This is a genomic window from Saccharopolyspora sp. NPDC045941 (assembly GCF_056431445.1).
Genome location: NZ_JBWKKU010000012.1, coordinates 154,149 through 173,749, shown reverse-complemented (window position 1 = coordinate 173,749; position 19,601 = coordinate 154,149). Strand labels below are relative to the sequence as shown.

Below are 19,601 nucleotides of genomic sequence, written 5' to 3'. Positions count from 1 at the left end.
CTTACCCCTTCAGCGCCTTCAGCGCGGCGGCCAGCAGCGCCGGGCCGGCCTTCTCCGGCGAGCCGGTGTCGAACGGCGGCTGCGGGTCGTACTCCAGGAGCAGCTGGGTGATCTTCGCGGTGTCCTCGCCCCACAGTTCGGCGGCCAGCCGCAGTCCCATGTCGATGCCCGCGGAGACGCCGGCTCCGGTCACGACCTTCCCGTCGAACACGACCCGGTCGGTGACGACCTCGGCACCCAGCTCGCCCAGCACCTCGCGCACCGTCCAGTGCGTCGTCGCGCGCTTGCCGGTCAGGATCCCGGCCTTCGCCAGCAGCAGGGATCCGGTGCACACCGACGTCGTCCACGTCGTGTTCGGGTGCACCGCGGCGAGCCAGGAGACCAGCTCCTCGTCGTCCAGCGCCGTGCGCCAGGCGGAGCTGCCGGGGACGACCACGACGTCGGGCCGGTCGAGCTCGGCGAAGGTCGTCGTCGGCTGGACCGGCAGCCCGGATTCGCAGCGCACGGTGCCGCGGCCCGCCGCCACGAAGTGCGGGGTGACGGCCGGATTGCCCGCCAGGGTCTCGTAGGGCCCGACCAGGTCGAGCGCGGTGAACTTGTCGTAGAGCACGAATGCGATGTCCACGGTGGACTCCTTCAGCCTGCGGTGCGGAAGCGGTCTCGGTAGGCGCTCGGCGGCACGCCGAGCTGGCGGAGGAAGGCCCGCCGCATGGTCTCGGCGCTGCCGAAGCCGCAGCGCCGCGCGACACCGCCCCGGTCGGCCTCCAGCAGCGCGCGGGCCGCTTCGACGCGCGCCCGCTCGACGTACCGGCCGGGGCTGGTGCCGACCTCCCTGGTGAACAGGCGGGTGAAGTGGCGCGGGCTCATCGCCAGCCGCGCGGCCATCGCCGGGACGCTGTAGTCGCCGGCCGGGCACGCCGAGATGTCGCCGAGCAGCTCGCGGAGCGCGCGGTCGCCCACCGGCGGGGCCGAGTTCCACACGCTGAACTGCGACTGGCCGCCCGGCCGCTGGAGGAACACCACGAGCCACTTGGCCAGCGTGCGGGCCGGTTCGGCGCCGTGGTCGTCCTCGACCAGCGCGAGCGCGAGATCGACTCCCGCGGTCACCCCGGCCGCAGTCACCAGCGGTGCGTCGCGGACGTAGATCGAGTCCGGCTCGACCGTCACGGCCGGGTAGGACGCCGCGAGTTCGTGGCACATCGCCCAGTGCGTGGTCGCCCGGCGCCCGTCCAGCAGGCCCGCCTCGGCCAGCAGGAACGCCCCGGAGCACACCGAGGTGATGCGCTCGGCGAGCCCGGCCAGCCGGCGTATCTGGCCGATCAGCTCGGCGTCGGACATCGCCTCGCGGGTGCCCTCGCCGCCCGCGACGACGAGGGTGCCGAGCTCGGTGATCTCCTCGAGCGCGGCTTCGACGCCGAGGCGGACCCGCGACGACGTCACCACGTCCCGGCCGCCCAGCGACGCCAGGCGCACCCGGTAGCGGCCGTCGAGGAGCCGCGATGCCCCGTCGAAGACCTCCATCGGCCCGGCGGCGTCCAGCAGCTGGACCCCGTCGTAGACCGCGATGACCACTTCGTGCCTGTCCACGCCTTCGAGCCTGGCCGCTCCGGGGTATGTCCTCAAGGACTAGTACCCCACCGATCAGGACGAGTGCTGCGTTGGTGCCGGGCCCGTCGCGCGGCCCGCCGAGAACTCCGCGTCGAACACATCGGGGCTCGCCGCTTCCCTCGCCCGGCCGGTGATCCGGTCGACGTCGTGGCGCTCCGCGGGCGGCAGCGGAGCTCAGACCGACTCCCGTGCGGCCGCCGCGCGGCCGAGCAGCCGCGCTGCCGCCGCAGCTCCACCGGCCAGCGCTTCGGCACCGGCCAGTCCTTCCAGGGCCAGCGCGACCGCGCGCGGATCGCCGGTGCCGCGGGCCAGGGACAGCCCCTCGGCATGGAGGTTCCGCGCCGCTTCGGGGGCGTCGCGCAGTTCGGCGATGAAGCCGAGTTCGGACAGCGCCAGGGCGGCGCCCGGGTCGTCCGCGGCCTGGCGGCTCCACGCCAGCTGGCGCTGCCACAGGCGTTCTGCCTCGTCCAAGTGGCCTCGGCGGCGCGTGGTCAGGGCCAGGCCGAACTCGGCGTAGACCTCGCTTTGGTGTTCCCGGTGTGGTGGTTCGGCCCGCCGGCGATCCTCAAGGGCTGGATCGACCGGGCGTGGAACCACGGCTTCGCCTACGGCGCCGCCGAAGCGCGGCTGGCCGGGAAGCGGATGCTGTGGCTGGGGCTGGCCGGCGGGGCGAGCGGCGGATACGCGGAAGCCGGCCTGGCCGGGGCGATGGAGACCCAGCTCCGCGTGGGCGTCTCCAACTTCTGCGGCATCGAGGACGCGGAGCTCCGGCTCGTCCACGACACCGAGAACGCGGCGGGGGAGCAGGTGCTCGCCGAAGCGGAGACCACGGCGGCGGACTTCCTGTTCGGCGAGGCCGTCGAGGGCTGATCGAGCGGCGCCGGCCGGTCAGTGGCCGGTCGGCACCGCCAGGCCGCGGAGGATCTGCTCGGCGTGGGTCCAGAGCAGGGCGCCCCCGGCGTCCGGGACGAGGTGGTGCCGGGCGCCCGGGATGCGCCGGGCCAGCGCGGCGCCGAAGTCGGGCGAGTGGCTCGGGCTGGTGTCCAGCCGGCCGTACCAGAGGTCGACGGGGACGCGAATGTCTTCCGCCGCGAACGGCCAGCGGCTCATGGCCAGCGCGGTGTCGCGGGCGTACCCCGCCGCGCCCTGCGCGAAACCGTCGGCCATGGCACGGCGGAAAGCCCGTTCGAACCGCGGGTTCCGGTAGACGGCGAGGTCGGTTTCCGGGCTGAAGGCGACGATCAGCTTCCACAGCGCCTCCGGGCTGCCGAACTCGGCGAACGACTCCTCGGCCGCCGCCGGATCGGCGGCGACCGCGCCGACCATGTCGCGCAGGTCGCCGGGGAGCGCGTCGCCGAGCACCGCGAACTCGTCGGCCCCGGCGACGACGGCGGCCCGGCTCGCGACGCCCGCCGCCGCGCAGGCCAGGGCGAACGGTCCACCGGCCGAGTAGCCGACGACCGCGAGGTCGTCGATGCCGCGCCCGGCGGCGAACTCGGCGATGTCGTCGGCCCAGTCGCGGAGCGTGCGCCCGGGTGCGGGATCGGAGGCGCCCAGGCCGGGCCGGTCCACCGAGATGAGCCGGATTCCCAGCGCGTCGACGACATCGGCGCCGAATCCGAGCCGCCGGCTCGTCGCGGCCCCGGGGCACAGCAGGACGGCGACACCGTCCGCCGCGCCCCACTCGCCCCAGGTGAGGCGGCGCCCATCGGCGAGTTCGTGCAGCCCGAGCCGCGTCGGTTCCGAAACGTCCACGGTCGTCAATTGTGGACGCGCCCGCATGCGGGCGCATTCGAATTTCAGGTCTCCGGATCAGGCGAGGTGCTCCGCGATGGACGGCCAGCCGCCGTCGGCGGAGAACAGGGTTCCCCAGTAGAACGGGTTCAGCTCGCGCAGCGTCCGCGCCGACCAGCCCGAAGGGCTGTCCGCATCGGCCACCGCCACCTCGACGTCCGGGCCCCACAACGCGAGCCGCTCCTGGCAGACGCCGCAAGGCGCGAGCACGGGATGGCCTTCGGCACCAGGCCATTTGCTGACGCAGACAGACGCGGTGACGCGCTTGTCGAGCGTGTACGCCTGGCAGAGCGCGCCGGTCTCGGCGCACAGGGTGGCGGCGGCGTTGAGGTTGTCGAGGCTGGTGCTGGTCAGGATCTGGCCGTCGTCGAGCCGCACGGCGGCCGCCACGGCCTGCTCGGCGTGCCCCCAACGCCGTTCCAGCAGCTCCACGGCCGCGTCCACCAGTCGTTGATCGAGTCCCATCCGCCCAGTCTGCCGGGCCGGAACACGAAAGAACGCCGGTCGGTGGAAGTGCTTCCCACCGGCCGGCGTCCTCGCGGAACTACGACCTCAGCCCTGCTTGGTCTCCCAGAAGATCTTGTCGATCTCGGCGATGTAGTCCAGCAGCTGCTGACCCGACTTGGCCTCCATGGAACCCTTGGTCCCGGCCGCGCCCGCGGCCTTGGTGGCCTTGTTGATCAGCTCGTGCAGCTGCGGGTACTTCTCGAAGTGCGGCGGCTTGAAGTAGTCGGTCCACAGCACCCACAGGTGGTGCTTGACCAACTCGGAGCGCTGCTCGGCGATCAGAATCGCGCGAGTGCGGAACTCCGGGTCCTCATTGGCCTGGTACTTCTCCTGGATCGCCTTGATGGACTCAGCCTCGATCCGCGCCTGCGCCGGGTCGTACACGCCGCACGGCAGGTCGCAGTGCGCGGTTGCCTCGAGGCGGGGGCTGAGGATTCGCGACAGGAGTCGCATGATTCCTCCCTGACAAGTGAGTGCTCCGACAGGGGCGACCCTACTCTTGAAGATCCTCGAAGTCCCAGTGGAGGTGCCTGTGAAATCCCTCGGCCGGTGGCCTTGGCGGCGGTTGTTGGTGCGCGGGCCGTCCATGGTTCCCACCCTGCGGGATCGCAACGTGGTGTTGTTGCGGCTGCGGGGTTCCGCCCGGCCGGGAGACGTCGTGCTGGTGCGCTGGGCGCAGCGTCCGGGGCAGCTTTCGGTGAAGCGCGCGCTGCGGCGCGACGGCGACGGCTGGCACGTCGAGGGCGACAACGCCTTCGGTTCGACGGATTCGCGGGAGCTCGGCCCGGCCGAGGTGCTCGGCGTCATCCGCTGGCGCCTCTGGCCGAAGCCCGGCCGCGTGCGGTGACGGCTCAGCCGCGCAGGCTTTCGTAGTGGGCCAGGCAGGTTTCGTAATCCGGAAGCAGGCCTTGCTCGGCGGCCTGCGCGAGGCCCGGAGCGGCTCGGTCCTTTTCGGACAGGATCGGCTCGCCGTCGAGGTCGGACCACGGCAGCGCCAGATCCGGGTCGAGCGGGTCGATGCCGTGCTCGGCCGCCGGGTTGTACGGCGTGGAGCAGAGGTAGGTCATCACGGTGTCGTCGGTGAGCGCGGCGAAGGCGTGCCCGAGCCCCTCGGCGAGGTAGACGGCGCGGTATTCGGTGGCGTCCAGCCGGACCGCCTCCCACTGTCCGAACGTCGGGGAGCCGACGCGGATGTCGACCACCACGTCTAACAGCGCGCCGCGCGGGCAGTACACGTACTTCGCCTGGCCCGGCGGCACGTCGGCGAAGTGCAGGCCGCGGATGACGTTGCGCGCCGAGACGCTGTGGTTGGTCTGCGCGACCCGCAGCGGGTGCCCGGTGGCGTCGACGAACGCCGCTTCCTGGAACGGCGCGACGAACAGCCCGCGGTGGTCGGGGAAGGCCTTCGGGGTGAACTCGTAGGCACCCGTGATCTCAAGTCGACGTACCTGCACGTCCGAAAGCCTATGGGCCCGGTTGGAATGCGGATCGGTGGGGCGGAGTTGATATCGGCCGTGCGAGCTATTCGACCCCTTATTCAAACCGGACGTACGTACTGCGGAATGCCGGACTGAAACCGGACGAGCGTACTGCCGAAAGCGGATCCAAATAGGACGCGCGTACTGCCAGCTGGCCTTGACAAAATGTTGAACTTGCTGGTGAGGTTGTGTGATCCCGGTCGCTGACACTGATCTCGCGGCCTGGCACACTGTTCGAACCGCAGCGTCCGCCGAGAGCCGCTGTCCGACCAGGGCGGCAGGTCTCGGTTATTTCGAAACACTCGCCTGTCCGGCACGCCTGGGCAGGCGAGCGTCGCACGGGCAGCACAGTGCCGCCCGGTTCGCCCGGCCCGGAATGTGCCCGGGCCGCAGGCATGGCTACTTGGAGGGACGCCGTGACCACCGTCAACGACAGCACCGCAAGCGGAGTCGGTGCGGATTTGACCAACGAGGAGATCTTCGCGGCGCACGAGGGCGGCAAGCTCGCCGTCGGCGTGACCGCGCCGCTGGATTCCGCGCGGGATCTGTCGATCGCTTACACCCCCGGCGTGGCGCAGGTCAGCCGGGCGATCGCCAGCGACCCGGCGCTGGCCGACCGCTACACCTGGACCCAGCGGCTCGTCGCCGTGGTCAGCGACGGCACCGCGGTGCTCGGTCTGGGCGACATCGGGCCGCGGGCCTCGCTGCCGGTGATGGAAGGCAAGTCCGCGCTGTTCAAGACCTTCGCCGGGCTCGACTCGATCCCGCTGGTGCTGGACACCACCGACGTCGACGAGATCGTGGAGACCCTGGTCCGGCTGCGCCCGTCGTTCGGCGCGGTCAACCTGGAGGACATCTCCGCGCCGCGCTGCTTCGAACTGGAGAGCCGGGTTTCCGAGGCGCTGGACTGCCCGGTCATGCACGACGACCAGCACGGCACCGCCGTGGTCGTGCTCGCCGCGCTGCGCAACGCCGCCAAGGTCGTCGGCCGCGAGCTGGGATCGCTGCGAGTGGTGATCTCCGGTGCCGGCGCGGCCGGCGTGGCCTGCGCGAAGATCCTGCACACCGCCGGTGTCGGCGAGATCACCATGCTCGACTCGCGCGGCGTGATCCACTCCGGTCGGCAGGACCTGACGCCGATCAAGCAGGAGCTCGCCGGGTTCACCAACGCCAGCGGGATCACCGGCGGACCCGCCGAGGCGCTGCGCGGCGCCGACGTGGTGGTCGGCGTTTCGGTCGGGCAGCTCCCGGAGGAGCTGGTGGCGACGATGGCCGACGGCGCCATCGTGTTCGCGCTGTCCAACCCCGACCCGGAGATCCACCCGGACGTCGCCAAGCGGTACGCCGCCGTGGTCGCCACCGGGCGCAGCGACTTCCCGAACCAGATCAACAACGTGCTGGCGTTCCCGGGCATCTTCAAGGGCGCGCTGGACGTCGGGGCGAGCAAGATCACCGACGGCATGAAGGTCGCCGCGGCCGAGGCGATCGCGGCCGTCGCCGCCGACGACCTCAGCGCCGACTACATCGTGCCCAGCCCGCTGGACCCGCGGGTGGCGCCCGAGGTCAGCGCGGCCGTCGCGAAGGCGGCGCGGGCCGACGGAGTCGCGAAGGCATGAGCCGTCGAGGCTGTTGCCATCTGACCGGACGGCGGTAGGTTCGGTTGGCGTGCAGCGGGGCCGGGGGAGCCAGCAGCGGCTCCCCCGGCCCCGTCGCATCGGCGGCGGCAAACAGATTTCGATTGTCGGCGTCATCATGTCGGGCGACGGCTGTCACCACTCCAGGGAACCGGTCAGATGCCCCGGCACCATGGCGTTACCGCGGGTGCATCGACCGGTAAGGTCGGCCGCACGGATCGCTGTGCCTCACGTCACTCATCAGTGGCGGATCCGGCGTCCGGAACCGGCGGCCGCGCGGCCGCCACGCAGGAGGGGTGCAGTTGACGGAGCGGAGCGAGCGGAACCGGACGGCCTCCGGTGGTCTCGGCCTGGCCGGCGCCTGCGCCGAAACGTTCGAACTCGTCCCGCTGCCGGCCGCACCGGCCCTGCTGAGCACCGCGGACGGCATCGTGGTGCGGGCGACGGAACAGGCCGCGACGCTCGCCGGCGAGCCCGGCCCCGACGCGCTGATCGGCCGCCGCCTCGCGGACCTCGTGTCCCGCGACGGCTTGGTGTCGATGCTGCGGACGCGCACCGGCCGCATCCCGGTCCGCCCGCTGAGCTGGCCGCACGCCGACGACGAGCAGCTGCGCGTCACGGTGCTGATGGACGTCTCCGACCTCACCGAGGCGGCACCGGCGGTGGCCGACGCCGCCAACTCCAACGAGCGGCGCTGGCTGATCGAGGCGCAGCGCATCGCCAAGGTCGGCAGCTGGGTGTTCTACCCGGAAACCGGTGAGCTCTACCGCAGCCCGGTGCTCGCCGAGTTCCTCGGCGGCTCGGGCGCCGAGAACGCCACCGACGCCAGGTCGATGATCTCGGCGACCCATCCCGAGGACAAGGACCGCGCCGCCCAGTTCTACGCCGACGTGCTCTCCGCGCCCGAGGGTGAACTGCTGGAGGTCGAGCTCCGCGACCTGCCCGGCAAGCGGATCTACCTGTGCACCGGCCGCGCCGAGTACAACCGCTCCGGCCGGATCGAGCGCGTGCAGGGCACCGTCCAGGACGTCACCGAACACCGGGCGCTGGAACGCCAGCTCCGCGACGAGCGGCGCAAGCTGCAGGACGCGCAGCGGATCGCCCGGCTCGGCACCTGGGAGTGGGATCCGCGGGCCGACGCCATGCGGCTGTCGCGGATGCTGCACGAGATCATCGGCAAGCCGACCACCGCGCACCTCACCTTCGACACCTACCTGGAGCGGGTGCACCCGGACGACAAGGACTGGGTCCGGCTGGCGTGGGAACCGCTGATCGACCGGCGCGAACCGATCGAGGTCGAGCACCGCTACGTGCGGATCGACGGCACGATGCGGATCCTGCGGCTGCACGGCACCGCGATCAAGGACGCCGACGGCGAAGTCGTCATGGTCGGCACCGTGCAGGACGTCACCGAGCAGCGCGCGGTGGTGACCCGCATGGAGCGGTCCAGCCAGCGCTTCAGCGACCTGGTCAACATCACGCCGGTCGGGATCGGGCTGTTCGACCGGGCCGAGCGGCTGGTCGACGCCAACGACGCGCTGTGCGACCTCCTCGGCTACCGGCTGGAGCAGCTGCGCGGCATGTCCGTGCCGCAGATCACCCACCCCGACGAGCGGCAGACCGGCCTGCCCACGCCGAGCGAGCGGCCGGGCCTCCGGCGCCGGGTGCCGCAGCGGGTGCTGGTGCGCTCCGACGGCGAGCCGGTGTACTGCGAGCTGCACACGTCCTCGTCGGTGCAGGACGACGGCACCCAGTTCTGGCTGGTGGTCTTCCAGGACATCACCGAGCGGCGGCGCGCGGCCGAGGCCCTGCGCTACCAGGCCACCCACGACGACCTGACCGGGCTGCCGAACCGCGCGGCGGTGAAGGACCTGCTGCTCGGATTGCTCGGGCGCGCCGACTCGCACCGCGTCGCGGTGCTGTTCTGCGACATCGACAACTTCAAACGGGTAAACGATTCACTGGGTCACGACGCCGGGGACGAACTGCTGGTCGCGCTGGCCCGGCGGCTCGAAGGCGGGCTGCCGGACGGCTGCACGGCGGCCCGGTTGTCCGGCGACGAATTCGTGATCATCTGCCAGGACATCGAGGCCGTCGGCGGCGTCGACTCGCTGGCGACCCGGGTGTCCGGGCTGCTGCGCACCGCGGTGCCGGTGCACGGCCAGCTGATCCGGGTGTCGTCGTCGATCGGCGCCGCGGTGCCCAACGGATCGGGGGCCGGCGGAGAGGACCTGCTGCGGTTCGCCGACGCGGCGATGTTCGAGGCGAAGGCCCGCGGCACCGGCAAGGTCTCGCTGGCCAGCCCCGCCCTGATGGCCTCGGCGGACCGGCAGCTGCAGCTGGAGGGCCAGCTGCGGGAGGCGCTGAACAACGACGGGCTCGTCCTGCACTACCAGCCGGTCGTGAACTCCGAAGGCGTGGTCGTCACCGCCGAGGCGCTGGTGCGCTGGCCGCACCCGGATCGCGGGATGCTCGCGCCGGACGCGTTCCTGCCGGTCGCGGAGCAGGGCGACCTGCTGCGCGAGCTGGACCGCTGGGTGCTGCGGACCGCGCTCCGGGAGGCGGCGACGTGGCCGGCCCGCAACGGCCGCCCGGTCGGCGTCGCGGTGAACCTGGCGGGCCTGGTGCCGGGCGGCCCGGAGTTCGTCGACGGGGTCGCCGACATCGTCGCCGAGACCGGCATCGCCTGGAACCGGGTGATCCTGGAGCTGGTGGAGACGGCGCTGGTGGACCTGCCGTCGCGGACCCGGCACGAGATGGGCGAGCTGGTGGCGCGCGGCGTGCGGTTCGCCGTCGACGACTTCGGCACCGGCTACTCGTCGCTGGCCCGGCTGAAGGACCTGCCGGCGCAGATCATCAAGGTGGACCGCCGGTTCGTCGCCGGCGTCGGCGGCGACGCCTCGGATTTCGCGGTGGCGCGGGCGGTCGTGGACATGGCGCGCGCGATGGGCCGCCAGTGCGTCGCCGAGGGCGTGGAGACCGCGACGCAGTTCCACGTGCTCTGCGGCGTCGGCGTGGACGCCTACCAGGGCTGGCTGTTCTCGAAGGCGATCCCGGCCCGCGAGTTCCGCGACCTCCTCGAACGCGGCCCCGTGCCGATCCCGGGAGCCTGACCGCAGCGGCGTTTCGCGCGAAACCGCCAGTAGGCGTGCCGAACGCCGTTTTCGCGCGAAACGGCCGCGCAGAACGGGATCCCGAACAGTCCCGGCGACGAGGCGACGCCTGGACCTCCAGAGAGCTCGCGGTCGTTACGGTGTCGCGGCGCGGAGCAGGTCGGCGATCCGGTGGCGGGGCAGGTCGATCAGGCGCAGTTCGAGGTCGGCCGCGCTCGGGGCGAGCGCGGCGACCCGCTCCCTGGCTTCGCGCTTGGTCAGGTCCGCCTCGGAGCGCGCGATCAGCGCCTCCCGCCATACGTTGCCGACCTTGCCGTGCGCCCGGGTCAGCAGGTGGTGCGCTACCGTCGGGGTGTCGACGAGGTCCGCCACCAGGATCGCGTGCTTCGAGTCCGGGCTGCTGCGGTGGAACCGCAGCCGGTACTTCGCCTCGACCAGCTCGGAAATGGCGCGCTGGGCGCGTTCGCTGGTGATGTCCGGGTGGTTGTTCGGCACCACGAATCCGGCGCGTTCGGCGTTGCAGGCCAGCAACATCCGCAGCAGCCACGGCCCCGGGTCGGCCCGCAGGTCGAACACCGGCGCGCCCTGCTGCTGCCGGATCGGCCGGGGCCAGCCGGGGTCCCGCAGCGACGTGACCGGGCCGCCGACCCGCTCGCCGATCGCCTCCAGGAACTCTGCGGGCGCGGAGGCCTCCAGCGCCTCCACCGACTGCGGGCCGTGCGTGTAGATCCCCGGCGCCTGGCGCAGCGCCAGCTTGCGGGTGTGCGCGGTCGGCTGGCACACGTACAGGTCGCTTGCGCTGCCGATGGCCTGCGCGCCGAAGTACCGGTGGAACCGGGGCAGAATCGCCTCGAAAACCATGCCCAGTCGCAGCAGTTCCTGCTGCACCTTGTGCCCCAGCGCCGGCGTCCGCGGGCTGTAGCCGTAGGCGATCAGCAGCCTGCTGTTCGGGCAGGCGAGGCACTCGGCGGCCCGGGCGGCGAACAACCCGATGCCCTCCGGGGTGTAGGGCGGGTCGGTGAACACCAGGTCCGCGCTGCTCTCCAGCACCGGCGGCACCCCGAACCGCAGGTCGGCGTGCATCGTGCGGACGGCGAAGCCGTGCACGGCCGAGACCGAGTCGATGTGCTCCAGGATGCGCTCGTCGACGTCCACCACGGTCACCGACGCCGACGGCACGACGATGCTCAACGCCAGCGAAGTCAGGTCGTGGTCGCCCAGGCAGAGCACCTGCGCGCCGCGCAGGTCGTAGGTGTCGCGCAGCCATTCGGCGCGGCGCAGTGCCGTTTCCGGCGTAGCCGTCACGTGGTCGAGCGCCGCCGTAGGCGCCGGCCCGCTCTCGATGAACTCGCGCATCTTCGCCAGCTGCTCGGCGCCGGTGGGCGCGGCGGGGCGCAGCTCGTCCAGCGCGAAGCGCTGCCGGTAGCGGTCGCGGGCCTCCGGCGTCAGCCGGTACGTCTCACCGGAGGCTTCGACGTCGGGGCCGGCGGTGGCGATCAGGTCTTCGACCGTGCGCCGCGTGACGGCCGTCCGGCGGATCAGCTCGTCGAGCGGCAGCGCGCCTTCGGCGAGCTGGGCGAGGACTTCGCGCAGCCGTCGGGCGAGGACTCCGGCTTCGGCGAGCACCGCTTGCACGGCGTCGACGGGCTCGGGAGTTGCGGGGTGCTGAGCAGTGTTCATCGGGTTCTCAACCTTACGGCGTGCCCCGCGCGGCCGCTGCCGCGCAGGTTCCCAGAGCGTGGGAGCGCGCTGTTGAGAAGATCACGTGATGGTCTCAGCCGATCGCACGATTCGGCCGATCGAGCTAGGGTCGGCCAGGTTTGGGGGACCGCGACGATCTACGAGGGGGCTCGGTTGATCGAGTTCCAGGCCGTGCGCAAGCAGTACGACAACGGCACTGTCGCCGTCCAAGAGCTGAGCCTGTCGGTGGGGACTGGCACGATCACCGTCCTGGTGGGGCCGTCCGGGTGCGGCAAGACCACCCTGATGCGGATGGTGAACCGGATGATCGAGCCGTCGTCGGGAACGGTGCTGGTGGGCGGCGAAGACGTCCGCCGGCGCGATCCCGCGCAGCTGCGCCGCGGCATCGGCTACGTGATCCAGCAGGCCGGGCTGTTCCCGCACCGCAACGTCCTCGACAACGTGGCGACGGTGCCCGTGCTGGACGGTCGCAGCAAGCAGGAGGCGCGGCGGCGCGCGAGCGAGCTGCTGGAGCTGGTGGGACTGTCGCAGGAGCTGGGCAAGCGCTACCCGGCGCAGCTTTCCGGTGGTCAGCAGCAGCGCGTCGGGGTGGCCCGGGCGCTGGCCGCCGATCCGCCGGTGCTGCTGATGGACGAGCCGTTCAGCGCCGTGGACCCTGTCGTGCGCGAGGGCCTGCAGGACGAGCTGCTGCGGTTGCAGGACGAGCTGGACAAGACGGTCCTGTTCGTCACGCACGACATCGACGAGGCCGTGAAGCTGGGCGAGAAGGTCGCGGTGCTGCGCCAGGGCGGGCACCTCGTCCAGTACGCCGCGCCCGACGACCTGCTCGCGGAGCCGGCCGACGACTTCGTGACCTCCTTCGTCGGCAAGGACCGCGGCTACCGCCGACTGTCCTTCGTGGACTCCGACGGGCTGAGCCCGAAACCGGTGGCCACGGTCGAGGTGGGGACGCGGGTGGCGCCGGAGCAGCGCTGGCGGCTCGCGCTGGACGGCGACGGCCGGCCGCGCGGCTGGCTCCCGCCGGGCTCCACTGTGGATGGTGAGCTGGCCGAGGCGCAGCTGGTCGCCGGCGGCTCGCTGCACACCCTGCACACCCCGCTGCGCGGAGCGCTGGACGCGGCGTTGTCCACACCGTCGGGTCTCGGCGTCGTCGTCGACGGCGACGGCCGGTACGTCGGCGTGATCACCGCCGACCACGTGCTCGGCCTGATCGAGCAGCACCGCCGCGCGGACGGCGAAGGGCTGACATGATCGACTTCTTCAGCAGCCCCAGCAACCGGGAGATGGTGCTCGAACAACTCGGCCAGCACATCTACCTCTCGCTGCTGCCGCTGCTGCTCGGCGTCCTGGTGGCGCTGCCGCTGGGCCGCCTGGCGCAGCAGGTGCGCTGGCTGCGCGGCCTGTTGCAGGGCAGTGCCAACATCTTCTACACGATCCCGTCGCTGGCCCTGTTCGTGATCATCCCCGGGCTGCTGGGCACGCCGCTGCTGTCCTCGATCAACGTGATCATCGCCCTGACGCTCTACACCGCGGCGCTGCTGGTGCGGCCGGTCCGGGACGCCCTGGAATCGGTGCCCGCGCACATCGTCACCGCCGCGACCGCGATGGGCTACCGCTCCGGCCGGCGGTTCCTGGCCGTGGAGCTGCCGCTGGCGGTGCCGGTGCTGGCGGCCGCCGTCCGGGTCGCGTCGGTCAGCAACATCAGCCTGGTCAGCGTGGGCGCGCTGGTCGGCATCGGCGGCCTGGGGCGGCTGTTCACCGCCGGGTTCCAGCTGGACTACCCGGAGCAGATCATCGTGGGCATCGTGCTGACCGTGCTGCTGGCGCTGGTGGTCGACCTGCTGCTGGTGGCGTTGTGGCGGCTGCTGACGCCGTGGGCGCGGGCGGGGGTGAGCGGCGCATGATCGGCTCGCTGATCGCCTGGCTGACCGACCCGGCGCACTGGACGGGGCCGGGCGGAATCGCGGCGCAGACCCTGCTGCACCTGTACTACTGCTTGCTCTCGGTCGCCGTCGCGTCCGTGGTGGCCGTCCCGCTGGGTGTCTACATCGGACACACCGGGCGCGGCGCGGTGTTCGTGGTGGGGATCAGCAACGCGATGCGGGCGCTGCCGACGCTGGGCGTGGTGACGCTGCTGGTACTGGGATTCGGGCTCGGGGAAGGCCCGGCGCTGGCCGGGCTGGTCATCCTCGCCATCCCGGCGATCCTCTCCGGCGCCTACGCCGGGGTCCGCAACGCGCCCGCCGACGCGGTCGACGCGGCCAAGGGCATGGGCATGACGCCGATGCAACGGCTGTGGCAGGTGGAGCTGCCGACCGCGCTGCCACTGCTGCTCGGCGGGGTGCGCAGCGCGATGCTGCAGGTGGTCGCCACCGCGGCCGTCGCCGCCTACGTCGGGCTCGGCGGGCTGGGGCGGATCCTGCTGGACGGCCTGAAGATCAGCAACTACGCGCAGATGGCCTCGGCCGCGATCGTCATCGCGGTGCTCGCGGTCCTGCTCGACCTGGTGTTGGCCGGCGCGACCCGGCTGTTGGTGCCGCGCGGTCTTGTGCTGGCCGCCCGACGAGGAGGTAAGGATTGATGAAGCGGTTGCTGGTGTGCGCCGCCGCGGCGGCGCTGCTGCTGACCGGCTGCGGTTCGCAGGACCCGTTGCAGGCCAACCGGGACGCCGCCGGTGGCGCGCTGGTGGTCGGCTCGGCGGACTTCGCCGAGAGCGAGCTGCTGATGCACATCTACGCCGAGGCGCTGAAGACCACCGGAGCCGAGGTGGAGACCCGCCCGCGCATCGGCGCCCGGGAGTTCTACGTGAACGCGGTGCGCAACGGCGAGCTGGCGGTGGTTCCCGACTACACCGGCAACCTGCTGCAGTACCTGGACCCGCAGTCGCCGGCGACCGAGAGCCAGCGGGTCTACGACCAGCTGAAGAAGGCCGTGCCGGGCGAGATGGAGCTGCTGGAGCAGTCACCGGCGGAGGACTCCGACGTGCTGACCGTCACCGCGGCCACCGCGGGCACCGGGGTGCGCTCGATGGCCGACCTCGGGCCGCGCTGCGGCGAGTTCGTGCTCGGCGCGCCCGCGGAGTGGAAGTCCCGCTGGGAGACCAAGATCGCGGAGGACTACGGCTGCCGGTTCAAGGAGATCCGCCCCGTCGAGGCGGGCACCATCACGGTGAACGCGTTGACCGCCGGGCAGATCCAGGTGGCGAACCTGTTCACCACCTCGTCGCAGATCGCGGCGAACAACCTGGTGAAGCTGGACGACCCGAAGAACATGTTCCCGGCGCAGAACGTGGTTCCGCTGGTGCACAAGGGGAAGCTGACCCCGCAGCAGGCGGAGGCGCTGAACAAGGTGTCCAAGGCCCTCGACACGGACAAGCTCACGGAGCTCAACCGCAAGCTGGAGGTCGAGAAGGCCAACCCGGCGGACGTCGCCAAGGAATTCGTCGCCTCGGCCGGCCTCTGACATTTCAGGAGTTCCAGGCTCGTTTTGCGTGGCGGTGCGGGTGGCGGAACCTCAGGTGCGTTCTCGCTGTGGGATGCCCGACATCGTGAATGACCAATTCACCACGTCGGGGCTGTCCTCGCGAGAAGACACCTGAGAACCCGCGGCGGTGCGAGTTGCGGGGGTGGGCTAAGCGGCTGCGCCGCTTCAAAGGCGAAGATCAACGCTGTCTAGGCGGTGCGGCCGCTGATCCTGGTGGTCAGTTCCGTTGCCGCGTGGTGGACCTGGGCGGCCAGGTCCGGCCAGGTCTCGGCGCAGGGTTCGCCGCCCGGGGTGTCGCAGAAGTGGCGGAACGTCACGCTGATCGCCGCGATGGGGCGGGCGCCGTGGTCGAACACCGCGCACGCCACCGAGGCGAAGCCCGCCGTCACGAAGCCGTCCTCGACCGCCCAGCCGCGGCGGCGCTCCGCCGCGAGCAGCCGGCGCAGTTCGGGCAGGTTCCGCGGGCCGCGGTCGGTGCGCAGCACGAACCGTTCGCTGGACGGCAGGAGTGCGCGCACGTGCGCGGCGGGCAGGTGCGCGAGCATCGCGCGCCCGGACGCCGTCAGCTGCGCGGGCAGCCGGACGCCCACGTCGGTGACCAGCGTCTGCGGCTGCGACGGCCGCTCCTTGATCAGGTACAGCGACTCGCCGCCGTGCAGGACGCCCAGGTGCGCGGTGCGGCCGACCTGGTCCACCAGCCGCCGCAGCAGCGGCCCGGCGAGGCGTTCCAGCGGGTCGTGGCGCAGGTAGGCGGAGCCGAGCTCGAAGGCCGCCATGCCCAGCCCGTAGCGCCGCTCCTCCGGCAGGTGGGTCACGAAGCCGGCGGCGACCAGCTCGGCCAGCAGGTGGTAGGTCGTCGACCTGGGCAGGTCCAGGTCGCGGGCGATGACCCCGGCCGACACCGGCCCGGCGCGGCCCGCGAGGACCCGCAGGATGGCCAGCCCGCGCCGCAGCGCCGGCACGTCGCTGCTACCGCCCACGACCGCCTCCGTTCGGGTTCCGGTCTCGTATTCCAGACATTCTCACCCCATCCGGTCTTCTGCCGGTAGCGCCGTCGCGCTGGTATGGAGATATGCAGGACGACATGCTGAATGTTGGTCCGGAGCCGTTGCACCGCGAGCAGGTCGTGGCCGTCGCACGCGCCGCGACGCGGGTGGAACTGACCCAGCTCGCGGAACAGGGCATCGTCGCGACGCGCAAGCACATCGAGGCGCTCGCCGCCGAGAAGCGCCCCACCTACGGGGTGTCGACCGGCTTCGGGGCGCTGGCCGTGCGGCACATCCCGGCCGATCGGCGCGCGGCCCTGCAGCAGTCCTTCGTCCGGTCGCACGCGGCCGGCGCCGGTCCGGCGGTGGAGCCGGAGGTGGTGCGGGCGCAGATGCTGCTGCGGCTGCACACGATCGCCACCGGGCGCACCGGCGTCCGCCTGGAGACTGCGCACGCGCTGGCGGCGATGCTCAACGAGGGCATCGTGCCGGTGGTGCACGAGCACGGCTCCCTCGGCTGCTCCGGCGATCTCGCGCCGCTGGCGTCCGTCGCGCTCGCGCTCACCGGCGAGGGCGACGTCTTCGACGCCTCGGGGCGGCTGCGCCCGGCCGCCGAAGCGCTGGCTGACGCCGGGATCGAGCCGGTCGTGCTGGTGGAGAAGGAAGGCTTGGCGCTGACCAACGGCACCGACGGCATGCTCGGCATGCTGGTGCTCGCGCTGCACGACCTGTCCGCGCTGCTGGACGTGGCCGATGCGACCGCGGCGATGAGCGTGGAGGCGCTGCTGGGCACCGACCGGGTGTTCGCCGCCGACCTCCAGCGCCTGCGCCCGCACCCGGGGCAGGCGGTGTCCGCGGCGCGGATGTCGGCGCTGCTGGCGGACTCGCCGATCATGGCGAGCCACCGGGGCCCCGACTGCACGCGCGTGCAGGACGCGTACTCGCTGCGCTGCGCGCCGCAGGTGCACGGCGGGGCGCGGGACACCGTCGCCCACGCCGAGGCCGTGGCCGACCGGGAGCTCGCGGCCGCCATCGACAACCCGGTGGTCCTCGACGACGGCCGGGTCGAGTCCAACGGCAACTTCCACGGCGCGCCGCTGGCCTATGCGCTGGACTTCCTGGCCATCCCGCTGGCCGACGTCGCCGGCATGTCCGAGCGCCGCACCGACCGGATGCTCGACGTCGCGCGCTCGCACGGGCTGCCCGCGTTCCTCGCCGACGACCCGGGCGTGGACTCCGGGCACATGATCGCCCACTACACGCAGGCGGGCCTTGTCGCCGAGCTGAAGCGGCTCGCCGTGCCCGCGTCGGTCGACTCCATCCCGACCAGCGCGATGCAGGAGGACCACGTGTCGATGGGCTGGTCGGCGGCCCGCAAGCTCCGCCGCGCCATCGACGGCCTGACGACCGTGCTCGCCGTCGAACTGCTCACCGCCGCCCGCGCCCTCGACCTGCGCGCGCCGCTGCAGCCGGGCCCGGCCACCGGCGCCGTGCGGGACCTGCTGCGCACCCGAGTCCCGGGCCCCGGCCCCGATCGCCACACCGCGCCGGAGATCGCGGCGGCCGAAGAGCTGATCCGTTCCGGCGCGGTGCGCGACACCGCCGCCGGCTTCACGAACTCCACAGTGGACCGGAGGTTGCCATGAGCGAAGCCCGACCCGTGCGCGCCCCGCGCGGGAGCACGCTGACCGCGCGGAGCTGGAGCACCGAAGCACCCTTGCGGATGCTGCAGAACAACCTCGACCCGGAGGTCGCGGAGCGGCCCGACGACCTCGTCGTCTACGGCGGCACCGGCAAGGCGGCGCGGAACTGGGCGTCGTTCGACGCGATCGTCCGGGAACTGACGACGCTGCGCGAGGACGAGACGCTGCTCGTGCAGTCCGGCAAGCCGGTCGGCGTGCTGCAGACCCACGAGTGGGCGCCGCGGGTGCTGATCGCCAACTCCAACCTCGTCGGCGACTGGGCGAACTGGCCGGAGTTCCGGCGCCTCGACGCGCTCGGCCTGATGATGTACGGCCAGATGACCGCCGGATCGTGGATCTACATCGGCACGCAGGGCATCCTGCAGGGCACCTACGAGACGTTCGGCGCGATCGCGGCCCGCCGCTTCGGCGGCAGCCTCGCGGGCACGCTGACCATCACCGCCGGGCTCGGCGGCATGGGCGGCGCGCAGCCGCTGGCGGTGACGATGAACGAGGGCGTCGCGCTCGTCGTCGAATGCGACGCCGAACGCGCGCACCGCCGCGTCCGGCACGGCTACCTCGACGAGGTCGCCGACAGCCTCGACGACGCCATCGAGAAGGCCGTGGCGGCCAAGGAAGCGCGGCGCGCGTACTCGGTGGCGGTGATCGGCAACGCCGCCGAGCTGCTGCCCGAGATGCTGCGGCGCGGCGTGCTCGCCGACATCGTGACCGACCAGACCTCCGCGCACGACCCGCTGTCCTACCTGCCGCTGGGCGTCGACGTGGACGACTGGGCCGACTACGCGGCGAAGAAGCCCGACGAGTTCACCGAGCGGGCGCGCGACTCGATGGCCAAGCACGTGGAAGCGATGGTCGGGTTCCTCGACGGCGGCGCGGAGGTCTTCGACTACGGCAACTCGCTGCGCGGCGAGGCCCAGCTCGGCGGCTACGAGCGGGCGTTCGCCTACCCGGGTTTCGTGCCCGCCTACATCCGGCCGCTGTTCTGCGAGGGCAAGGGCCCGTTCCGGTGGGCGGCGCTGTCCGGCGACCCGGCCGACATCGCCAAGACCGACCGGGCGATCCTCGACCTCTTCGGCGAGGACGAGCACCTGGCGCGGTGGATCCGGCTGGCCGGCGAGCGGGTGTCCTTCCAGGGGCTGCCCGCGCGGATCTGCTGGCTCGGCTACGGCGAGCGCGCCGAGGCGGGCCTGCGGTTCAACGAGATGGTGGCCTCCGGCGAGCTCGCGGCGCCGGTGGTGCTCGGCCGCGACCACCTGGACTGCGGATCGGTGGCCTCGCCGTACCGGGAGACCGAGGCGATGGCCGACACCTCGGACGCGGTCGCGGACTGGCCGCTGCTGAACGCGCTGGTCAACACGGCCTCCGGGGCGACGTGGGTGTCGCTGCACCACGGCGGCGGCGTCGGCATGGGGCGGTCGCTGCACGCGGGTCAGGTGACGGTCGCCGACGGCACCGAACTCGCGGCGCAGAAGCTGGCGCGGGTGCTGACCAACGACCCGGGCATGGGCGTGATCCGGCACGTCGACGCGGGCTACGACCGGGCGGAGCAGGTCGCCGCCGAGCGCGGCGTCCGCACGCCCCTGGTCGGCTGAGC

General features: G+C 72.3%; 19 protein-coding genes. 10 read left to right on the top strand and 9 right to left on the bottom strand.

What is annotated here, in order from left to right; all coding sequences use genetic code 11:
* Nucleotide 1 precedes the first annotated feature (1 nt).
* From AC07FN_RS12455 to AC07FN_RS12445, 3 genes are all read right to left on the bottom strand, one after another.
* The gene (locus AC07FN_RS12455; RefSeq protein ID WP_358503561.1) at nt 2-625 is read right to left on the bottom strand and encodes a DJ-1/PfpI family protein; all 624 of its coding nucleotides are present in this window, start codon (nt 623-625) and stop codon (nt 2-4) included.
* An 11-nt stretch (nt 626-636) separates the two neighbouring features.
* Nucleotides 637-1,587, bottom strand: coding sequence for a GlxA family transcriptional regulator (locus AC07FN_RS12450; protein ID WP_478395701.1), 951 nt, complete (start codon nt 1,585-1,587; stop codon nt 637-639).
* Nucleotides 1,588-1,782: 195 nt separating this feature from the next.
* Entirely contained in the window at nt 1,783-2,079 is a 297-nt protein-coding gene (locus tag AC07FN_RS12445; protein ID WP_478395700.1) for a hypothetical protein, read from the bottom strand.
* Here AC07FN_RS12445 and AC07FN_RS12440 point away from each other — a divergent pair, their 5' ends adjacent.
* Nucleotides 2,080-2,478 (top strand): NAD(P)H-dependent oxidoreductase, encoded by a 399-nt coding sequence (locus AC07FN_RS12440; RefSeq protein ID WP_478395699.1) that lies wholly within the window; start codon nt 2,080-2,082, stop codon nt 2,476-2,478.
* 18 nt (nt 2,479-2,496) lie between these two features.
* Here the strand turns inward: AC07FN_RS12440 and AC07FN_RS12435 are convergent, their stop codons facing one another.
* From AC07FN_RS12435 to sodN, 3 genes are all read right to left on the bottom strand, one after another.
* Nucleotides 2,497-3,363, bottom strand: coding sequence for an alpha/beta fold hydrolase (locus AC07FN_RS12435; protein ID WP_478395698.1), 867 nt, complete (start codon nt 3,361-3,363; stop codon nt 2,497-2,499).
* A gap of 57 nt (nt 3,364-3,420) precedes the next feature.
* Nucleotides 3,421-3,867, bottom strand: coding sequence for a cytidine deaminase (locus AC07FN_RS12430; protein ID WP_478395697.1), 447 nt, complete (start codon nt 3,865-3,867; stop codon nt 3,421-3,423).
* 87 nt (nt 3,868-3,954) lie between these two features.
* A complete protein-coding gene (gene sodN / locus AC07FN_RS12425) occupies nt 3,955-4,362 on the bottom strand; it encodes a superoxide dismutase, Ni (protein WP_093277413.1) in 408 nt (135 codons plus the stop codon).
* 79 nt (nt 4,363-4,441) lie between these two features.
* Here sodN and AC07FN_RS12420 point away from each other — a divergent pair, with 79 nt between their 5' ends.
* On the top strand, nt 4,442-4,756 hold the full coding sequence (locus tag AC07FN_RS12420) for a S24/S26 family peptidase (protein WP_132489776.1): 315 nt from the start codon (nt 4,442-4,444) through the stop codon (nt 4,754-4,756).
* 4 nt (nt 4,757-4,760) lie between these two features.
* Here AC07FN_RS12420 and AC07FN_RS12415 read toward each other — a convergent pair whose 3' ends face one another.
* Nucleotides 4,761-5,363 carry a dTDP-4-dehydrorhamnose 3,5-epimerase family protein gene (locus tag AC07FN_RS12415; RefSeq protein WP_478389958.1) on the bottom strand — a complete coding sequence of 201 codons (603 nt, stop codon included), beginning with the start codon at nt 5,361-5,363 and terminating at the stop codon, nt 4,761-4,763.
* A 440-nt stretch (nt 5,364-5,803) separates the two neighbouring features.
* Here AC07FN_RS12415 and AC07FN_RS12410 point away from each other — a divergent pair, with 440 nt between their 5' ends.
* Together AC07FN_RS12410 and AC07FN_RS12405 are read left to right on the top strand one after the other, a co-directional pair.
* Nucleotides 5,804-7,003, top strand: a complete 1,200-nt coding sequence (locus tag AC07FN_RS12410) for an NAD(P)-dependent malic enzyme (protein WP_478395696.1) — start codon at nt 5,804-5,806, stop codon at nt 7,001-7,003.
* 314 nt (nt 7,004-7,317) lie between these two features.
* Nucleotides 7,318-10,134: a sensor domain-containing protein gene (locus AC07FN_RS12405; RefSeq protein ID WP_478395695.1), complete on the top strand. Its 2,817-nt coding sequence runs from the start codon at nt 7,318-7,320 to the stop codon at nt 10,132-10,134.
* Between the two features lie 135 nt (nt 10,135-10,269).
* Here the strand turns inward: AC07FN_RS12405 and AC07FN_RS12400 are convergent, their stop codons facing one another.
* A complete protein-coding gene (locus AC07FN_RS12400) occupies nt 10,270-11,814 on the bottom strand; it encodes a bis-aminopropyl spermidine synthase family protein (RefSeq protein WP_478395694.1) in 1,545 nt (514 codons plus the stop codon).
* Nucleotides 11,815-11,988: 174 nt separating this feature from the next.
* Here AC07FN_RS12400 and AC07FN_RS12395 point away from each other — a divergent pair, with 174 nt between their 5' ends.
* From AC07FN_RS12395 to AC07FN_RS12380, 4 genes are read left to right on the top strand one after another with little or no spacing between them, the layout of a single operon-like run.
* Nucleotides 11,989-13,086, top strand: coding sequence for an ABC transporter ATP-binding protein (locus AC07FN_RS12395; protein ID WP_452616699.1), 1,098 nt, complete (start codon nt 11,989-11,991; stop codon nt 13,084-13,086).
* Nucleotides 13,083-13,739, top strand: coding sequence for an ABC transporter permease (locus AC07FN_RS12390; protein WP_452616698.1), 657 nt, complete (start codon nt 13,083-13,085; stop codon nt 13,737-13,739). The genes AC07FN_RS12395 and AC07FN_RS12390 overlap by 4 nt, the downstream gene beginning before the upstream one ends.
* Entirely contained in the window at nt 13,736-14,416 is a 681-nt protein-coding gene (locus AC07FN_RS12385) for an ABC transporter permease (protein ID WP_478395693.1), read from the top strand. Before AC07FN_RS12390 ends, AC07FN_RS12385 begins: the two co-directional genes overlap by 4 nt.
* Nucleotides 14,416-15,297: an ABC transporter substrate-binding protein gene (locus AC07FN_RS12380; protein WP_478395692.1), complete on the top strand. Its 882-nt coding sequence runs from the start codon at nt 14,416-14,418 to the stop codon at nt 15,295-15,297. Before AC07FN_RS12385 ends, AC07FN_RS12380 begins: the two co-directional genes overlap by 1 nt.
* 209 nt (nt 15,298-15,506) lie before the next feature.
* Here AC07FN_RS12380 and AC07FN_RS12375 read toward each other — a convergent pair whose 3' ends face one another.
* A complete protein-coding gene (locus AC07FN_RS12375) occupies nt 15,507-16,298 on the bottom strand; it encodes an IclR family transcriptional regulator (RefSeq protein ID WP_478395691.1) in 792 nt (263 codons plus the stop codon).
* 104 nt (nt 16,299-16,402) lie between these two features.
* Between AC07FN_RS12375 and hutH the strand changes: the two genes are divergently transcribed.
* The gene (hutH, locus tag AC07FN_RS12370; RefSeq protein ID WP_478395690.1) at nt 16,403-17,950 is read left to right on the top strand and encodes a histidine ammonia-lyase; all 1,548 of its coding nucleotides are present in this window, start codon (nt 16,403-16,405) and stop codon (nt 17,948-17,950) included.
* On the top strand, nt 17,947-19,599 hold the full coding sequence (hutU, locus tag AC07FN_RS12365; RefSeq protein ID WP_478395689.1) for a urocanate hydratase: 1,653 nt from the start codon (nt 17,947-17,949) through the stop codon (nt 19,597-19,599). The genes hutH and hutU overlap by 4 nt, the downstream gene beginning before the upstream one ends.
* Nucleotides 19,600-19,601: the final 2 nt, after the last annotated feature.